Source organism: Mycolicibacterium boenickei (assembly GCF_010731295.1).
GTDB lineage: Bacteria > Actinomycetota > Actinomycetes > Mycobacteriales > Mycobacteriaceae > Mycobacterium > Mycobacterium boenickei.
The window spans coordinates 6,281,030-6,296,222 of the sequence record NZ_AP022579.1 but is presented as its reverse complement, the minus strand read 5'-3'; the positions used below and the strand labels follow the sequence as shown (position 1 = coordinate 6,296,222).

Annotated in this window: 12 protein-coding genes; 3 read left to right on the top strand and 9 right to left on the bottom strand. The window is 66.7% G+C overall.

Annotated features, from left to right (window positions below; translation table 11 throughout):
* Positions 1-31: 31 nt before the first annotated feature.
* The 8 genes from G6N57_RS30135 to G6N57_RS30100 are packed head-to-tail and all read right to left on the bottom strand — an operon-like array spanning position 32 to position 8,751.
* Positions 32-1,378, bottom strand: coding sequence for an NAD-dependent succinate-semialdehyde dehydrogenase (locus G6N57_RS30135; RefSeq protein ID WP_077742089.1), 1,347 nt, complete (start codon positions 1,376-1,378; stop codon positions 32-34).
* A 24-nt stretch (positions 1,379-1,402) separates the two neighbouring features.
* Complete coding sequence (locus G6N57_RS30130) at positions 1,403-2,359, bottom strand: PDR/VanB family oxidoreductase (RefSeq protein WP_077742088.1); 957 nt, start codon at positions 2,357-2,359, stop codon at positions 1,403-1,405.
* Positions 2,359-3,150 carry a gamma-glutamyl-gamma-aminobutyrate hydrolase family protein gene (locus G6N57_RS30125; RefSeq protein WP_077742087.1) on the bottom strand — a complete coding sequence of 264 codons (792 nt, stop codon included), beginning with the start codon at positions 3,148-3,150 and terminating at the stop codon, positions 2,359-2,361. Before G6N57_RS30125 ends, G6N57_RS30130 begins: the two co-directional genes overlap by 1 nt.
* Positions 3,147-3,863 (bottom strand): gamma-glutamyl-gamma-aminobutyrate hydrolase family protein, encoded by a 717-nt coding sequence (locus G6N57_RS30120; RefSeq protein WP_077742086.1) that lies wholly within the window; start codon positions 3,861-3,863, stop codon positions 3,147-3,149. The genes G6N57_RS30125 and G6N57_RS30120 overlap by 4 nt, the downstream gene beginning before the upstream one ends.
* A 1-nt stretch (position 3,864) precedes the next feature.
* Positions 3,865-4,566 (bottom strand): substrate-binding periplasmic protein, encoded by a 702-nt coding sequence (locus G6N57_RS30115; protein WP_077742085.1) that lies wholly within the window; start codon positions 4,564-4,566, stop codon positions 3,865-3,867.
* Entirely contained in the window at positions 4,563-5,948 is a 1,386-nt protein-coding gene (locus G6N57_RS30110) for a glutamine synthetase family protein (protein ID WP_077742084.1), read from the bottom strand. Before G6N57_RS30110 ends, G6N57_RS30115 begins: the two co-directional genes overlap by 4 nt.
* A gap of 49 nt (positions 5,949-5,997) precedes the next feature.
* Positions 5,998-7,203 (bottom strand): cytochrome P450, encoded by a 1,206-nt coding sequence (locus G6N57_RS30105; protein WP_097925760.1) that lies wholly within the window; start codon positions 7,201-7,203, stop codon positions 5,998-6,000.
* A gap of 36 nt (positions 7,204-7,239) precedes the next feature.
* Complete coding sequence (locus tag G6N57_RS30100; RefSeq protein ID WP_097925761.1) at positions 7,240-8,751, bottom strand: APC family permease; 1,512 nt, start codon at positions 8,749-8,751, stop codon at positions 7,240-7,242.
* 142 nt (positions 8,752-8,893) lie between these two features.
* Here G6N57_RS30100 and G6N57_RS30095 point away from each other — a divergent pair, with 142 nt between their 5' ends.
* Positions 8,894-9,646 (top strand): FadR/GntR family transcriptional regulator, encoded by a 753-nt coding sequence (locus G6N57_RS30095; protein WP_197908771.1) that lies wholly within the window; start codon positions 8,894-8,896, stop codon positions 9,644-9,646.
* A gap of 76 nt (positions 9,647-9,722) precedes the next feature.
* The gene (locus tag G6N57_RS30090; RefSeq protein WP_077742082.1) at positions 9,723-10,478 is read left to right on the top strand and encodes a cache domain-containing protein; all 756 of its coding nucleotides are present in this window, start codon (positions 9,723-9,725) and stop codon (positions 10,476-10,478) included.
* A 26-nt stretch (positions 10,479-10,504) separates the two neighbouring features.
* Here G6N57_RS30090 and G6N57_RS30085 read toward each other — a convergent pair whose 3' ends face one another.
* A complete protein-coding gene (locus G6N57_RS30085; protein WP_077742081.1) occupies positions 10,505-13,645 on the bottom strand; it encodes an NAD-glutamate dehydrogenase domain-containing protein in 3,141 nt (1,046 codons plus the stop codon).
* A 181-nt stretch (positions 13,646-13,826) separates the two neighbouring features.
* On the opposite strand from G6N57_RS30085, the gene gabT reads away from it, so the two are divergent.
* A complete protein-coding gene (gene gabT, locus G6N57_RS30080) occupies positions 13,827-15,179 on the top strand; it encodes a 4-aminobutyrate--2-oxoglutarate transaminase (protein WP_097925785.1) in 1,353 nt (450 codons plus the stop codon).
* The last annotated feature ends 14 nt before the right edge of the window (positions 15,180-15,193 follow it).

The following is a 15,193-nucleotide window of genomic DNA, read 5'->3' as shown; positions in this document are numbered from 1 at the left end:
CCTGGGCGGCGCACCGTGACCGTGCCGCCAGTCACCTGACCGTGCGTATCAGCTTCTTGTTGACGAACTCGCCGATGCCGAGCGTGCCGAGCTCACGGCCGAAGCCTGATCGCTTGATGCCCCCGAAGGGCAGTTCGACGCCGTCGGCCTGGACTCCGTTGATGAACACCATGCCGGCGTCGATCTTCCCGGCGACCCGCTGGGCTTGTTCCGCGTCGGTGGTGAAGACGTAGGAGCCGAGGCCGAACGGGGTGTCGTTGGCCAGCTCCAGGGCCTCGTCTTCCGAAGCGGCCTTGAACACCATGGCGATGGGCCCGAACAGTTCTTGGTAGTAGACGTCGTTGTCGGGCTTGACGTTGGTCAGTACACCGGTCGGGAAGTACGCACCGTTGCGTTGCCCGGCGCTAGTGAGCGTCGCGCCCTGTTCGACAGCACTGTCCACCTGTGCCTGCAACCGATCGGCGGCCAATTCCGATGACAGCGGGGTGATGTCGTCGGCGGCGGCGAGCACCGCGGCGGTGAATTTCTCCAGGAATGCGTCGTAGAGGTCGTCGGCGACGATGAACCGTTTCGCCGCGTTGCACGCCTGCCCGGTGTTGTCGAGACGGGCCGCCACCGCCTTGGTGACGGTGTCATCGAGATCGTCGGTGGACAGCAGGATGAACGGGTCCGAACCGCCCAGTTCGAGGACGACCTTCTTCAGGTTGCGTCCGGCGATCTCGGCGACGGCGGCACCGGCCCGCTCGGAACCGGTCAGCGAAACCCCGGCCACCCGCGGATCTTCGATGAGTCTGGCCACCTGCTCGTTGGTGGCGTAGATGTTGACGTACGCCCCGGCCGGGAAACCGGCATCATCGAAAATCTGCTGGATCGCGGCGGCCGACTCCGGGCACTGCGGGGCGTGCTTGAGCAGGATGGTGTTGCCGACACACAGATTGGGGCCGGCGAACCGGGCGACCTGGTAGGCGGGGAAGTTCCACGGCATGATCCCCAGCAGGACGCCGTACGGGCTGTTCGTGATCACTGCCTCGCCGGTGCCGTCGAGCAGGTCGATCGGCTGGTCGCGCAGGATGGCCTCGGCGTGGTCGGCGTAGTACTCGTAGATCGAGGCGCTGAACTTGACTTCGCCGACGGCAGCGGCGAGCGGTTTACCCATCTCGCGCACGATGATCGAGCCGAGTTCGTCCGCGCGCTCGGCATGCAACTCACCGACACGGCGGATGAGGGCCGCGCGCTCGGCAACGGTCGTCTCGCGTGCCCACGTCTTGCCGGCTGCCACGGCGACCGACAGTGCGTTGTCGATCGCGGCGTCGGTTGCGGTCGGGTACTCCTTGACGACGTCGCCGGTAGCGGGGTCGGTCACGACATACAGGCTCATTGGTGTTCTCCAGGGTTTGTGTGGTCAGTACAGTTCGATGACGAGTTTGTCGCTGAGAGAGCGGGATACGCAGAGCGCCATTTCCTCGTTGTTCGCCTTCACCGCTGCCGACAGGCAGTTGTCGCGGTGGTCCGGTGTGCCCTCGACGACGCCGGAGACGCAGGAACCGCAGATGCCTTCCCCGCACGATCTGAACACGTCGCATCCGGCTTCCTCGAGCACGTCGAGGATCGAGCGGTCGGCCGGCACCTCGAAGACCTCGCCGGTGGTCAGTTCGACGGTGAATGCCGTGTCGCCGGAGGTGTCGACCTCCTTCGGTGTGAACGCCTCGAGGTGGATGTGGTCCGCGCCGATCGCAGGGGTGAACGCGGCAACCACCTGATCCATGAATCCTTCTGGGCCGCAGGTGTATACGTGGGTGTCGGACGAGACCCTGGCTGCCATCTGCTCGAACAATGCGGGGTGCTCGGTGCGCGGCACACCGGTGTGCAGGGTGACGAAGTCGCGGTACTCGACTCGTTCGGTGAGGAAATCGTCGAATGCCATCTCATCCCGTGACCGTGCGAAGTAGTGCAGCTCGAAGTCGGCGCCCCAGCTGTACAGCTCGAACGCCATGCTCATCAGCGGCGTGAGGCCGATGCCGCCTGCGATCAGAATGTGCTTGGCGGCTGCTGGGACGATGCCGAGCATGTTGCGCGGCTTGCTGATCTTGAGGTGGTCGCCGACCTTGAGTTCGTGCAGGGCAGCTGAACCGCCGCCAGGCCCTTCCCTTTTCACTGCGACCCACATCGACGAATCATCTTTGGGCGAGCCGGCCAGCGAGTACTGACGCAGCACCCCGGTGGGGCCGGTGACGTCGATGTGGGCGCCGGAGCGCCATTCGCTGAACGGGGACCCGTCGAGCTGTTCCAGGCGCAGACCTCGGATATCCGGTGTCTCCACCTGGATCTCGGCGATCCGGACGACGATGCTGTTTTCCATCATCGGGCTCCCAGGTCGGGCTGGCCGGCCGCGATGAAGCCGGCCAGCAGCTGGTACAGCGGTTCGAGGGGCCCGTCGTCATCTTCCGGGTGGAACTGCACGCCCAGCACCCAGTCCGTCGGGTGTTCCACGCCCTCGACGATGCCGTCGAGGGCCCGGGCCGCGACCACAAGCTCATCGGCCACGGCATCGACGGCCTGGTGGTGGCCGGACCGCACGACGAGGGGACCGGCACCGAGGATGACGGCCAGCCGGGTCTCGGGTAGTACCTCGACCTTCTCGTCGATGAAAAGGTGTTCGCCCGGCCCGCCTCGGTGGAGTCGGTAGTCGGTGATGTCGCCGATGATGGTGCCGCCGTAGCAGACGTTGATCAGCTGCGAACCGCGGCAGATGCCCAGCACCGGCCGACCGGCGTCGACATAGGCCCGGATCATGTCGAGGCTCACGCGGTCCGCCCGAGCGTCGACCCCGTAGGAGTTCGGCAGCGTTACGTCCGGCCCGCCGTAGCAGGCCGGGGCGATGTCGCCGCCCCCGAGCACCAGCAGACCGTCGGCATCGACGACGACGTCGACGGATTCGGGTTCGGAGGTGTCCACCAGCTCGAAGCTGGCCCCGAGTTCCGCCAGCGCCGTCAGCGCGGTACGGGTGAAGCGGCGGTGTAATGCCGCGACCGATGCGGTGAGATCCGGGAAGTTGAGTGACACCAGTACCGCGATGTGCGGGCGCCCCGGCCGCCGGCCGGGTGCACCGGACGGTTCGACTTCGCCGCGCAGGACGACGGGGTTGGTCATACGAGGGCCTCGATCCTGGATTTGGCGGCTCGTTCGGAGAGGTCGGCGAAAAGTGCCGCGTCGCTGCGCGAGGACGAGTGGAGGTCCTCTGGATGCCATTGCACGGCCAGCAGATTCCCGTCGGTGTGTTCGAGGGCTTCCACGCAACCGTCGTCGGCCGTGGCGACGACCCGCAGGTCCCTACCGAGCGCACCGACCGCCTGGTGGTGATACGACGACACCCGGATCCGGGTGGAACCCACGACCTGGATCAGCCTGCTGTCCTCGGCCACCGCCACGTCGTGTACCGCATTGCCGTGCGCGACGTCGCTCGGTGCGAGGTGCTGGACCAGATCGCCGCCCTGCACCACGTTGAGGATCTGCATGCCGCGGCAGATCGCCAGGGTCGGGATGCCTAGCCGCACGGCGCACGACATGACGGCCATGTCGAACGCATCCTGGTGTGCCACCGGATCTTCGGTCTCGACGACGGGCTCCTGGCCGTAATGCCGGGGGTCCAGGTCAGCTCCGCCGGGCATGCAGATGCCGTCGAAGCGGGCCAGCCGGTCGGCCGCCTCCGCGGCAGGGTTGCCGTCCGGGCCGTGCAGCACGAGCGGTTCACCGCCGCCGGTCCACACCGCCTCGCAGATCGCCTCTGCCGCCAGCGTCGCGCTGAACCGCAGGATCGGTACGCGGGCGGCGCGCCGGCCCGGCACCGCGATCAGTGGTCGCATCTCAGCTCACCTCGAAGGGGTAGTCCAGCGTCGGCAGCCACTGGGCCCACGCGGATTTCAGGCGTCCGTCGGCGATGATCCGTGCCAATGCACCATCAAGGGCCGCGAGGGTTTCGGGCCGGTCCTTGGCGACCGCGATGCCCCACGGGTTGTTGGTCTTGACGACGAAGGCAAGCTCGAAATCCGGGTCGGAGTCGCCGAGCGGGACGAACACGACGTCGTCGTCACAGACGGCGTCGACCTCACCCGAGCGCAAAGCGCCGAGCATGTCCTCGTAGACGTGCTCCGATTCGAACTCGACCACCTCGGCGCCGGTGAACGAGGCGGCCAGGTTGTAGTTGGCCGAGGCCCGGATGGCGGCGATCCGCTTACCCGCCAGGCCCGTGGGGTCGGGAACCGCCTCGCCGCGGCGCATCAGGATGCCTTCGTGGAAGATCCCGTACGGCCGGGTGAAATCCGCCTGCTCCAGCCGGGCCGGGATGATGCCCTGACCGCACAGGACGCCGTCCACGCGGTGGTCGCGAGCGGCGGGCAGCATGTCGCCCCACGGCATGACGACCCACTCGAGGTCCCGGTCCAGTTCGGCCGCAAGGAGTTCGGCCACGGCCGGCTCGTAGCCGGCCCGGCCACCGGGGGCCGAGACGAGCCCGAACAGCGGTGGCGCGTCGGCGTCGATGCAGGCCAGTCGCAACGGCTCGGTCACGGGGTGTCCTCCCAGTACATCGTGCGCTCCCAGTCGGTGATCGCGCTGTTGAACCGGGCCCACTCGTCGGTCTTGTACTCCAGCAACAGGTTCCCCAGCGGGGCACCCAGTGCATCGATCAGGTAGTCGTCAGCTTTGAACGCGGCCAGCGCATCGCCGAGGGTGAGCGGCAGCGCCCCGAACAGTTCGGGGCCGGTCGACTCATAGCTCGAGCCGACGGTGGGTGCCCCGGGGCTGATCTGGTTCTTCAACCCGTCGTCGATCGACACCAGCATCGCCGCGTGGGTCAGGTACGGGTTACACGCGGCATCGGGGAGCTTGTACTCGAGCCGGCCGTTGGCCGACAGGCGCACCGTGCAGGTCTTGTTGTCGAGGCCCCAGTTGATCTTCGACGGGGCGAACTGACCCGCGTCCCAGTATCGCTTGTAGGAGTTGACCGTCGACCCCATGATCAGCATCGCGCCCGGGGTGTGGGTGAGCAGCCCGCCCAGGGCGTACTGTCCCTCTTCGGTCAGGTGCAGGTCGTGGCGACCTTCGTCGGCGAGGATGTTGACGTCGCCGCGCCAGAGGCTGAAGTTGTGGTGGCAGCCGTTGCCCATGTAACCCTGACCGGGTTTGGGCATGAAGCTCGCCTCGATGCCGAGCTCCCGGGCGACCTGCTTGCAGATCTGCCGGTAGGTCATCAGGCGGTCGGCCGTTGCGTCGCCGTGGTCGAACATCCAGTTCAGCTCGACCTGACCGGCATCCTCGAAGTCGCCTTCGACCATCTGGAAGCCCATGAACTTCGCGTAGGTGATCACCTTCTGATAGATCGCGCGATACCGCTCGAGGTGCTCGATGTGATAGGCGGGACTCGAATCGGGGCGGGACGACGTGGTGAAACCTGGCCCTTCCCAGGTCATCTCGGGCTCGGTGCCGGTACGGAGCTCCAGGCCGGTGCGATCGGTGAACGCGGCATGCAGTCGCTTCATCAGTCCGCGGGTGTCGGTCGGCAGGGGAGCACCGGGATCGACCATCACGTGGTCGGGCTCATACAGGCTGCAGAAGACGCGGGCGGTCTTGTGATCCCACGGCAGCACCGAGAAGGTGTCGAGGTCGGGCATCGCGCAGTACTCGGCGGCGCCGACACCGCCGCCGAGCAGCACGCCCTCGCGGGTGGTCTGCAGGTTGGCGATGGCCGTGCGGTGCTGCATCACCCCGCGGGTCGCCAACCGGGCGAATTGGTCAGCGGGAACGACTTTTCCGACGACTCTGGCGGTGATGGTGACGGCTTGGAAATAGACGAATTCGACGCCGTACTCCTCGATCGCCGCGAGCGCGGCATCGAGGGCTCCGGGGGCGGAGTTGGCCTCACGGTGTTGGTCGAGCGCTGTTGTGCTCATGGACGCGGACCTTTCGGGATGGGTGTGATGGGTGGAGTGGATGGCCCGCTCAGGCCGGGGTGAAGCTGATCGGGAGCTTGTTCGCGCCGGTGTTACCCGAGTCGGGCATCCAGTCGGCACCGTCGAGCAGCTTCGGGTCGCGGAGTCGGCGGGCCAGCAGCGGCAGCGCCTCGGCCATGTCGGCGCGGGCGACGAAGTGCCCCAGACAGTGGTGCGCTCCGCCACCGAAACCGAAGTGCGGCTTGCGGTCTGCGGCGATGTCGAAGCTGGGCTCCCCGAACACCCGTGGATCGGTGCCCGATGATTCGCTGAACAGGTGGACGGTGGTTCCGGCGCTGATCGCCAGGCCCTGGTATTCGAAGTCCTCGGTGGCCTCGCGGGTGACCCAGCGGACGGTCGGGTTGGTCCGCATCACCTCCTCGACCGCCTTGCCGCCCAGATCAGGGTTCTGTGCCAGCAGATCCCACTGCGCGGGGTGGTCGATGAAGCTCTGCATCGCCAGGCCCAGCTGGTTGCGGGTGGTGTCGTAGCCGCCGAAGATCATCAGGACGAAAGCGTCCCGCAGTTCGTCGGCGGACAGCCCACCGTCGTTCTTCGCCTGCACCAGCGTCGTCGTGAAATCATCGCGCGGGTTGGCCTCACGGTCGGCGATCGTGGCGTCGGCGTATTCGAACAGCGTCGCCAGTGCGGCCTCGATCCGGGGCAGCTCCTGCTTGAAGGTGATGCCCATCGCCAGCCCGATGGTGGCGGACTCCCGGGCGATGATCTGCCACTCCGACTCGGGCAGCCCCAGCATGATGGCGATGACGCGGGCGGCGTACGGATCGGCGAACTCGCCGATGAACTCACACTCGCCCCGCTCGGCGAAAGCGTCGATGAGTTCGCCTGCCAGCGCCTGGAATCGGGGCACGAGGCCCTTGATCAAGCGCTTGGAGAACGCCGGGTTGAGCAGGGTTCGCAGGCGGCGGTGCTCATCACCCTCCTTGTTGAGGATCCAGCTGTTCCACCAGTCCAGGAACGGGCCGGCGGTGACGCCGTTGTGGGCCGGCCAGTGCACGCTGCCCTGGCGCAGGCTGGGATGGCGCATGAGCTCACTGACCTCGTTGTAGCGCAGGACGGCGATCCCGTACTCGGTATGGGCGAACCAACTGGCTTCCCGGGCCTCGTGGACCATGGTCGAGGTGATCGAGAACGAGGGATCGGTCACGTTCAGGCGCGGTGCCTCGGTGCCGGTGGTGATGGTGTTCGGAGTCACGGTCTCTCCTCTGGTGATCGTAATCTGGCGGGTCGGCTAAACCGGCTGCGCCGCAATGGGTTTCTTCGGCGACTCGGTCGGCGCTGTCGGGATCGCGTCGGCGTGCGGCGTGGTGCCGTTGGAGTGGGAACGGACGATGGCCATGTACAGCAGACCCAGACCGATGACGACGGCTGACATCAGCAGCACGATGTAGTTGTCGTACCAGGGCGCCTCGGGCGTCCGGGGCCAACAGATGTTGATGATCGCGGCGACGCCATAGACCAGGGCGCCGACGTTGACCACCATTCCCCACCGGCCGAGGCGGTACTTCCCGCTCGGGGTCCACCCTTTGATGCGTGCCCGCAAGGCGGCGAACACGACCATCTGGAAAGCGATGTAGATGCCGACCGAACCGAAACTGATGAGCTTGGTCAGCGCGTCGGTGGAGACGATCGATCCGATGATGAGGGCGGCGGGGATGACGGCGGCGGCGAGCAGCGCGTACGGGGGCACGTGGCGTTTCTTGTCGAACCGGGCCCACAACTTGGAGCCGACGATCATGCCGTCGCGACCGTACGAGTAGAGCAGTCGGCTGGCCGCGGCCTGCAGGCTCAGGGCGCAGGACACGAACGAGATCAGCACGATGCAGAGCACGATCTTGGATCCCACCGGACCGAAGGCCGTGGCCAGCACCGTCGAGATCGGATCGACGTCCTCGCCGCGGATCACCGCGCCGATGTCGACGACCGACAGAACCAGGCTGAGGCAGACGAAAGTGGCTGCGGCGCCGCCGATGTAGATCGTCCGTCGCATCGACTTCGGGATCTGCACTCCGGGGTTACGGACCTCTTCGGCGACGTCACCGCAGGCCTCGAATCCGTAGTACTGGAAGACGCCGATCAAGCTGGCCGCGAGAAACGCGTAGAGGAAGCTGTGCTCGCCTTGTGCTCCGAAGCTGTCGAACAGCACGCCCAAACCGTGGTGGCGTTGGGTGAGCAACAGCCACCCGCCCACGATCAGCGCGCCGATCAGCTCGGCGGTGAAGCCGAAGATGGCGAAGTAACTCAGCATCTTGGTGCCGGTGAGATTGATGACGGTGGCCAGCAGCAGCACGATCAGTGCGCAGACGACGGTGGTGTAAACCGTTGAGGTGAAACCGAATACGGTCGCCACGAACGGACCGGCGCCGTAGGCGACACCGGCGATGGTGGCCAGCAGCGCGAACATGTACACCCACCCGGTCATCCACGCCCATTTGCGGCCCCACAGTCGGCGGGCCCACGGGTACACGCCGCCGGCGACCGGGAACTGGGCGACGACCTCGCTGAACACCAGCGCGACCAGCATCTGCCCGAAGCCGGCGATCAGCAGGCTCCAGATCATCGGCGGGCCTGCCGCGGCGAGTGCGAACGCGAAAACGGTGTAGATGCCGACGACCGGCGAGAGATAGGTGAAGCCGAGCGAGAAATTGGCCCACAGGCTCATGTCTCGTTTGAACTCGGACTGGAAGCCGAGCGCGGCGAGTTGCGCGTGGTCCTCGTCGTGCGGCTCGGGAGATTTCGACATAGGCGGCCGGCTTTCTGTGTCAGGGGCCATGTTCAGGGGCGGGCTGTGAGGCAAGCCATAGGATTAAAACATAAAGGACCATAGTTCATAGTTCAAGACTTATCGCGTACCATCGTCGAAATTGCCCTGGCAGGAGGGAACAGTGGCGGTCGAACAGTTGCGCGGCCTGACCGCGGTGGGGGCTGTGTTGTCGCCGCTGGCCGGTAGTGGCCCACGCACGGATGCCGTGGTGGCGCGGATCTCTGCCGCGATCGGCCTCGGGGTGATCTCTGACGGGGAGCAACTTCCGAGCGAGATCGATCTGGCCACTCAACTGGGCGTATCGACCGTGACCCTGCGTGAGGCGCTGGCCATCTTGCGGGAGCAGGGGCTGGTGGTGACGAAGCGAGGTCGCGGCGGCGGGAGCTTCGTGCGTGCGTCAGCCGAAGACGTGCACACACGATCGCTGGCGCTGTTGCAGGAGCTGACCGTCGAGGGCTTGCGTGACCTGGGGGACGAGCACTTCGCGGTCGCCGGTGCGACTGCCGTGCTGGCGACCCGCCGAGCTGTGTCAGCCGATATCGCCCGGCTACGGACGCTGGCCGATCGCTTGGCGAACAGCGAGGACGCGATCTCCAGCCGCCGTGCCGACAGTCGCTTCCAGATCGAGATCGCGGTGTGTTCGCAGTCCGCTCGCCTCACCCGCGCGGAGGTGAACATTCAGGCTGAGCTGGCGGCGATGGTCTGGTTGCCGCGGCTGGGGTTGGACCCCGCGGTCGAGGCGGCCACACATCACCGTCTTGTCGACGCGATCGAGGCCGGGGATGAGGCGGCCGCGCGATCATTGGCAGAGGAGTACGGCGCGCTGACCATCCGACGGCTCATCGGCCTGCGGATGGAGCTCGCCAGAGCATGAGTCCGCAGATCGATCCGGCATCCTGCCGGGCGCCGGTGCCTAGGCTGACGCCGATAGAGACGGAAGGGCATTCGAGATGATGGCGAACGGAACGGACCGGTCGTTTCGCGCCGAGAACGGCGACCCGGCGCTCGAGTTGGTGTCCGCGGAGGTGACCTCACTCGTCGAGGACATCTTCGCCTCGCTGAGCAGGGTCGCAGTCGCAACCAGTGCACTGTGGGACCGCATCGAAGCCTCGGGTGCCAGGCCGGCCTCGACTGACCTCGCGGCACTCCGCGACCCGGTGATCGCTGAATTGCATCGGCAAGCACATTTGGTGAACGGGGTCGGATTCGTCGTCGCAGACAGCGCGCTGGCTGACGTTCCGCGGTTCCTCGAGTGGTGGCAGCCGAACCCCAAAACCGGAGGAGAGGCACAACGACTCGAACTGGATCTCAATCCGGGCAGCGAGTACTTCTACGACTACTCAACGATGGAGTGGTATTCCGGGCCCCGCGATCGTGGCACCCGGTGCGTGTACGGGCCGTACCTGGACTACACCGGCGTCGATCTGTACGTGTGTACGTTCGCCGTGCCGGTGACCTCCGAGCGTGGAGAATTCATCGGCGTGGCAGGGGCTGATGTACCGGTGGCCCGACTGGACGCCGCACTGTTGCCGACGTTCGCCGCGCATCGCACGCCCGTGGCGCTTACCAACTCCGAGGGGCGCGTGATCGTCGCCAACGACGCTGAGCATGTCGCTGGATCCAAGCTCGAGGACCCGAGTTCGCCTACAGCTCTTCCGGTTTCAGCGACACCATGGTCGTTGGTGTCGCTGAGCGGCACTTTGTGAGTGGCCGGCTGACCGGCCGCGCCGGCTCAGCGGACCAGGCAGTCGGTGTGCCGAAGCAGTAGCGCGAGTTCGGCCAGAACACTGGCCCCGCGGGCCACATCGATGACGTTGTCGCGGCCCAGTTCGGCGCGCATCCGGCCGAATCGCCCCAGCGCCGTCGCTGCGCCGTCCCGCCACAGGCGCAGTGCTTCCTCCGGGTCGGCGGCCAGACTCAGCACCGCAGCCGTCAGCTGATGGTGGGTGTCGGCGAACTGGTCGCGGATAGCGCTGGTGCCCATGGCATCCCACCAGGTCGACGTGGTGTGTGCCCGCAGTCCGCGGTCGATCCAGTCCAGGTCGAGTTGGTCGTCGATCGCCAGGAACACCTGCGCCACCGCGATGATGTCGACGCCCATTCTGGTGGCCGTGCGGCTGAGGTCCAATGAGTCCGGGCGCAGCCGCGCCCAACGGTCGCCGAAGTCGCGGCGGTGCCGGTGCAGGGTGTCGACGTGTCGCCGGTAGGCCGCGATGGTGGTGCCGATGTCCAGGTTGCCGCCGTGGCGGCGCAACAGGCGCCCCGCGGCGTGTTCGATGAAACGCTGCACCGAGCGGAGGGCCGCGTCGCGCCGGGACGGGCCGCCGACGGTCCGCTCCAGCACCTCACGCCACATGTCATCGATTCCGAAGAGGTGGCGCACCACGGTGTAGGCCGCCGCAACCGCCGGGGTGGATACGCCCAGGCGTTCGTCGAGTTGATAGATCAAACCGGGGCCGACGTGGTTGATCAGGTCGTCGGCGATCTGGGTGGCGATGATCTCCCGGGCGAGCCGATGGCAGCAGATGTCGGCATCGAGGTGGGTGTGGAACGGCACGGGGAAGTAATCGCGCAACGCGGCGGAGAAGATCGGATCGTCGGGTACCTCGGAGTCCAGCAGCTCGTCGCGCACGACATTCTTGGAATGTGCCAGCAGCACCGCGATCTCCGGACGCGTCAGGCCGCGGCCTGCGCGGGTACGCGAGACGAGTTCGGCTCTGCTTGGCAGCATTTCGGCGGCGCGACTGATACCGGATACCTGCTCGAGATTCTCGATCAGTCGTTCGTGGCGATTGAGCAGCGCAGGGGCTTGGGCTTCGGCCAGACCGATGGCCACCACCTGGTTCTCGCAGCCTCGCAGAACCGCTGCGGCGACCTCGTCCTGGCAGCCGGTCAACATCTCGTCGCGGCCGGTAGCGCTGACGCGCTCCGCGCGCAGGGCCGATTGCAGGGCGATCTTGAGGTTGACCTCGCGGTCGGACGAGGCCACTCCCGCGGCGTTGTCGATGAAGTCGGCGTTGATGCGTCCGCCGGCCAGAGCGTATTCGATGCGGGCACGTTGCGTCAGCCCGAGGTTCCCGCCCTCGCCGATCACCGCCACCCGCAGCTGGTCGGCGTCGACGCGGACGGCATCGTTGGCCGGATCCGCCGCGTCGGTGTTGTTTTCGCGCGCCGACTTCACGTAGGTGCCGATGCCGCCGTTCCACAGCAGGTCCGCATTCGCGGTGAGGATGGCCCGGATGACGTCGTCGGGCGTGACACTTTCGGCGGAGATGCCGAGCGCCGTGCGAGCCTTCGCGGGCAGGTCGATTCGTTTGGCATTGCGCGACCAGACCCCGCCGCCGGGGGACAGGGCGGCGCGGTCGTAGTCGTCCCAGCTGCTGGTCGCCAGCGCGGCCAGTCGGGTTCGCTCGGCGTAGCCGGCCCGCGGGTCAGGGTCCGGATCGACGAAGATGTGCCGGTGATCGAAGGCGGCGACCAGTTTGAGATTGGGCGACAACAGCATTCCGTTGCCGAAGACGTCACCTGACATGTCGCCGATGCCCACGACGGTGATGGCGTCGGCGTCGGCGTCGCGTCCGAGGTCGGCGAAGTGTGCGCGGACCGACACCCATGCCCCGCGAGCGGTGATGCCCATCTTCTTGTGGTCGTATCCCGCCGAACCACCGGACGCGAACGCATCTCCCAACCAGAATCCGCGGTGCATTGCCAGCTCGTTGGCGACATCAGAGAATCGGGCGGTGCCCTTGTCGGCGGCCACCACCAGGTAGGTGTCGTCTCCGCCGTATCTGACGGTGTCCTCGGGCGGGCGGACACGATCGCCGAGCAGGTTGTCGGTGAGGTCGAGCAGTCCCGAGACGAAGGTGCGGTAGCACTGTTCGACGCTGACCGCCGGGTTCTTGCGCACGAATGCGCCCTTGGCGCCGACCGGGACGATCGGTGAATTCTTCACGGTTTGCGTCTTCATCAGGCCGAGGACTTCGGTGCGGTAGTCCTCCGGCCGGTCGGAGAATCGAAGCCCACCGCGTGCGACCGGTCCACTCCGGGCGTGGATCCCTTCGACGTCGTCACTGTCGACGAAGATCTCTCGGAACGGCACGATCGGACCGCGTGGGTGGAGCTTCGAGGAGTCGATCAGATACGAGGCGTGCGGTTTGGGCCTGCCGTCGGGATCGCGCTGAAACCAGTTGGTGCGCAACGTCGCCGACACGAAGGAGGCGAACGCCCGCAGTATCCGGTCCTCGTCGACCGACGTGGTCGCCTCGATCAGCCCCGCCAAGCGGTCCTGCAGGTCGGCCACCCGTGATTCTCGATCACACAGCTGCGGATCGAACCGCGCCGCGAACAGCTCCACGAGGGTGGCGACGAAGTCTGCTTGGCCCGCCAAGGTGTCGAGGACGTAGCCGTCCGACATGGCCAACCCCGCTTGGCGTACGAACCGGCTGACCGAGCGCACCAGGATGACCTCGCGCCACGTGATGCCTGCCGAAATGACCAGGCGCGCATAGTCATCGATCAGGAAACCGTGGGCGCTGCGCGCAGCGAACGCATCGGCCAGCTTGATCTCGCTGTCGGCACGCCAGTCGGCAGGGGTGACGAAATCGAACACTGCCACGGTCAACGGCAGGCCGGGAGCTGCGACCGGATGCTGGCCCGCCACCTGAAGGCCGAAGTGCTCGAACAGAGCGCAGGCCTCGGTCAGCAACGGCGCCGGTTCCGCCCAGGCGACCAGGGCGCGGGGCGTGCCTGCGGCGCCGGGGTCGACGAAGATCATCTGTTCGCGCGGTGGCAGACCCGATGGCTGCATCCGGTTGAGCGCATCGGCGATCGCGTCGGTTTCGACTCGCCCGGCGGTGGCGACGTCACAGCTCATCACAGTCTCTCCATTCGGCGTCCTGCTGTTCGAGGCCCACAGTGTCGAAGGAGTCGCCGCTGATCTGGAATGTCCAGAATGGATAGCTGATGTTCCAAAATTGTCCGATTCGGCGATGTGACATTCGCGCGATGATTCATACGCTGACGTCACATCGACGGAAGGAACGAGCGAGATGACGATGCTCGACACGGTGGTCGGCGGTCCGGAACTGCGTCAGGAACGCCGACTGGTTACCGAGGTGCCCGGGCCGCGTTCGCGCGAACTGGCTGCCCGCCGCACCGCCGCCCTGCCGGCGGGCCTGTCCAGCGGCGCGCCGATCTACGCGGCCGGTGCCGGCGGCGGCGTGATCGTCGATGTCGACGGCAACTCGTTCATCGACATGGGTAGTGGCATCGCGGTCACCACCGTGGGCAACGCCGCGCCTGCCGTCGTCGCGCGCGCCACCGACCAACTGGCTCGTTACACCCACACCTGTTTCCTGGCCACCCCGTACGAGCCCTACATCGAGGTGGCCGAACGGCTCAACCAGCTGGCCCCCGGAACACACGAGAAGCGCACCGCACTGTTCAACACCGGCAGCGAAGCCGTCGAGAACGCCGTGAAGTACGCCCGCGCCGCCACCAAGCGGCCGGCTGTGGTGGTGTTCGACCACGCCTTCCATGGCCGTTCGCTGCTGACGATGACCATGACCGCCAAGAACCAGCCCTACAAGCACAGTTTCGGGCCGTTCGCGCCCGAGGTGTACCGCGCGCCGATGGCCTACCCGTACCGTTGGCCGTCCGGCCCGGAGAATTGCGCCGCCGAGGCGTTCAGCCAGTTCACCCAACTCATCGACGCCCAGATCGGCGCCGACGCGGTGGCCTGTGTCGTGGTCGAACCCATCCAGGGTGAGGGCGGATTCATCGTTCCCTCCGAAGGATTCCTGCCTGCGGTGGCGGACTTCTGCCGCGACCGCGGCATCCTGCTGATCGCCGACGAGGTGCAGGCCGGAATCGCCCGCACCGGAACGTGGTTCGCCAGTGAGCATGACGGCTTGGTGCCCGACATGATCGTCACCGCCAAGGGCCTGGCAGGCGGCATGCCACTGGCCGCGGTCACCGGGCGCGCCGACGTCATGGACGCCGCGCATGCCGGCGGGATCGGCGGCACCTACAGCGGTAACCCGGTGGCCTGTGCGGCGGCCTTGGGCGTCTTCGACGAGATCGAGCAGCATCGATTGCTGGACCGCGCGCAAGCCATCGGCGACATCCTGGTGCGCGAACTGCGCGGAATCGCCGACACGACAGAAGTCCTGGGTGACATTCGCGGCCGTGGCGCGATGATCGCCGCCGAACTCGTCGTTCCGGGCACACGTACCCCCAATCGCGACGCGGTGGCCGCCGTCAGCCGCCACTGCCTGGACAACGGCGTGCTCACCCTGACCGCCGGAACCTTCGGCAATGTGCTGCGCTTCCTGCCGCCGCTGTCGATTTCGGATGACCTGCTCGTCGAGGCCTTGGGCGTTGTCCGCGACGCCTTTGCCGCGCTCTAATTCACCCACCGCAT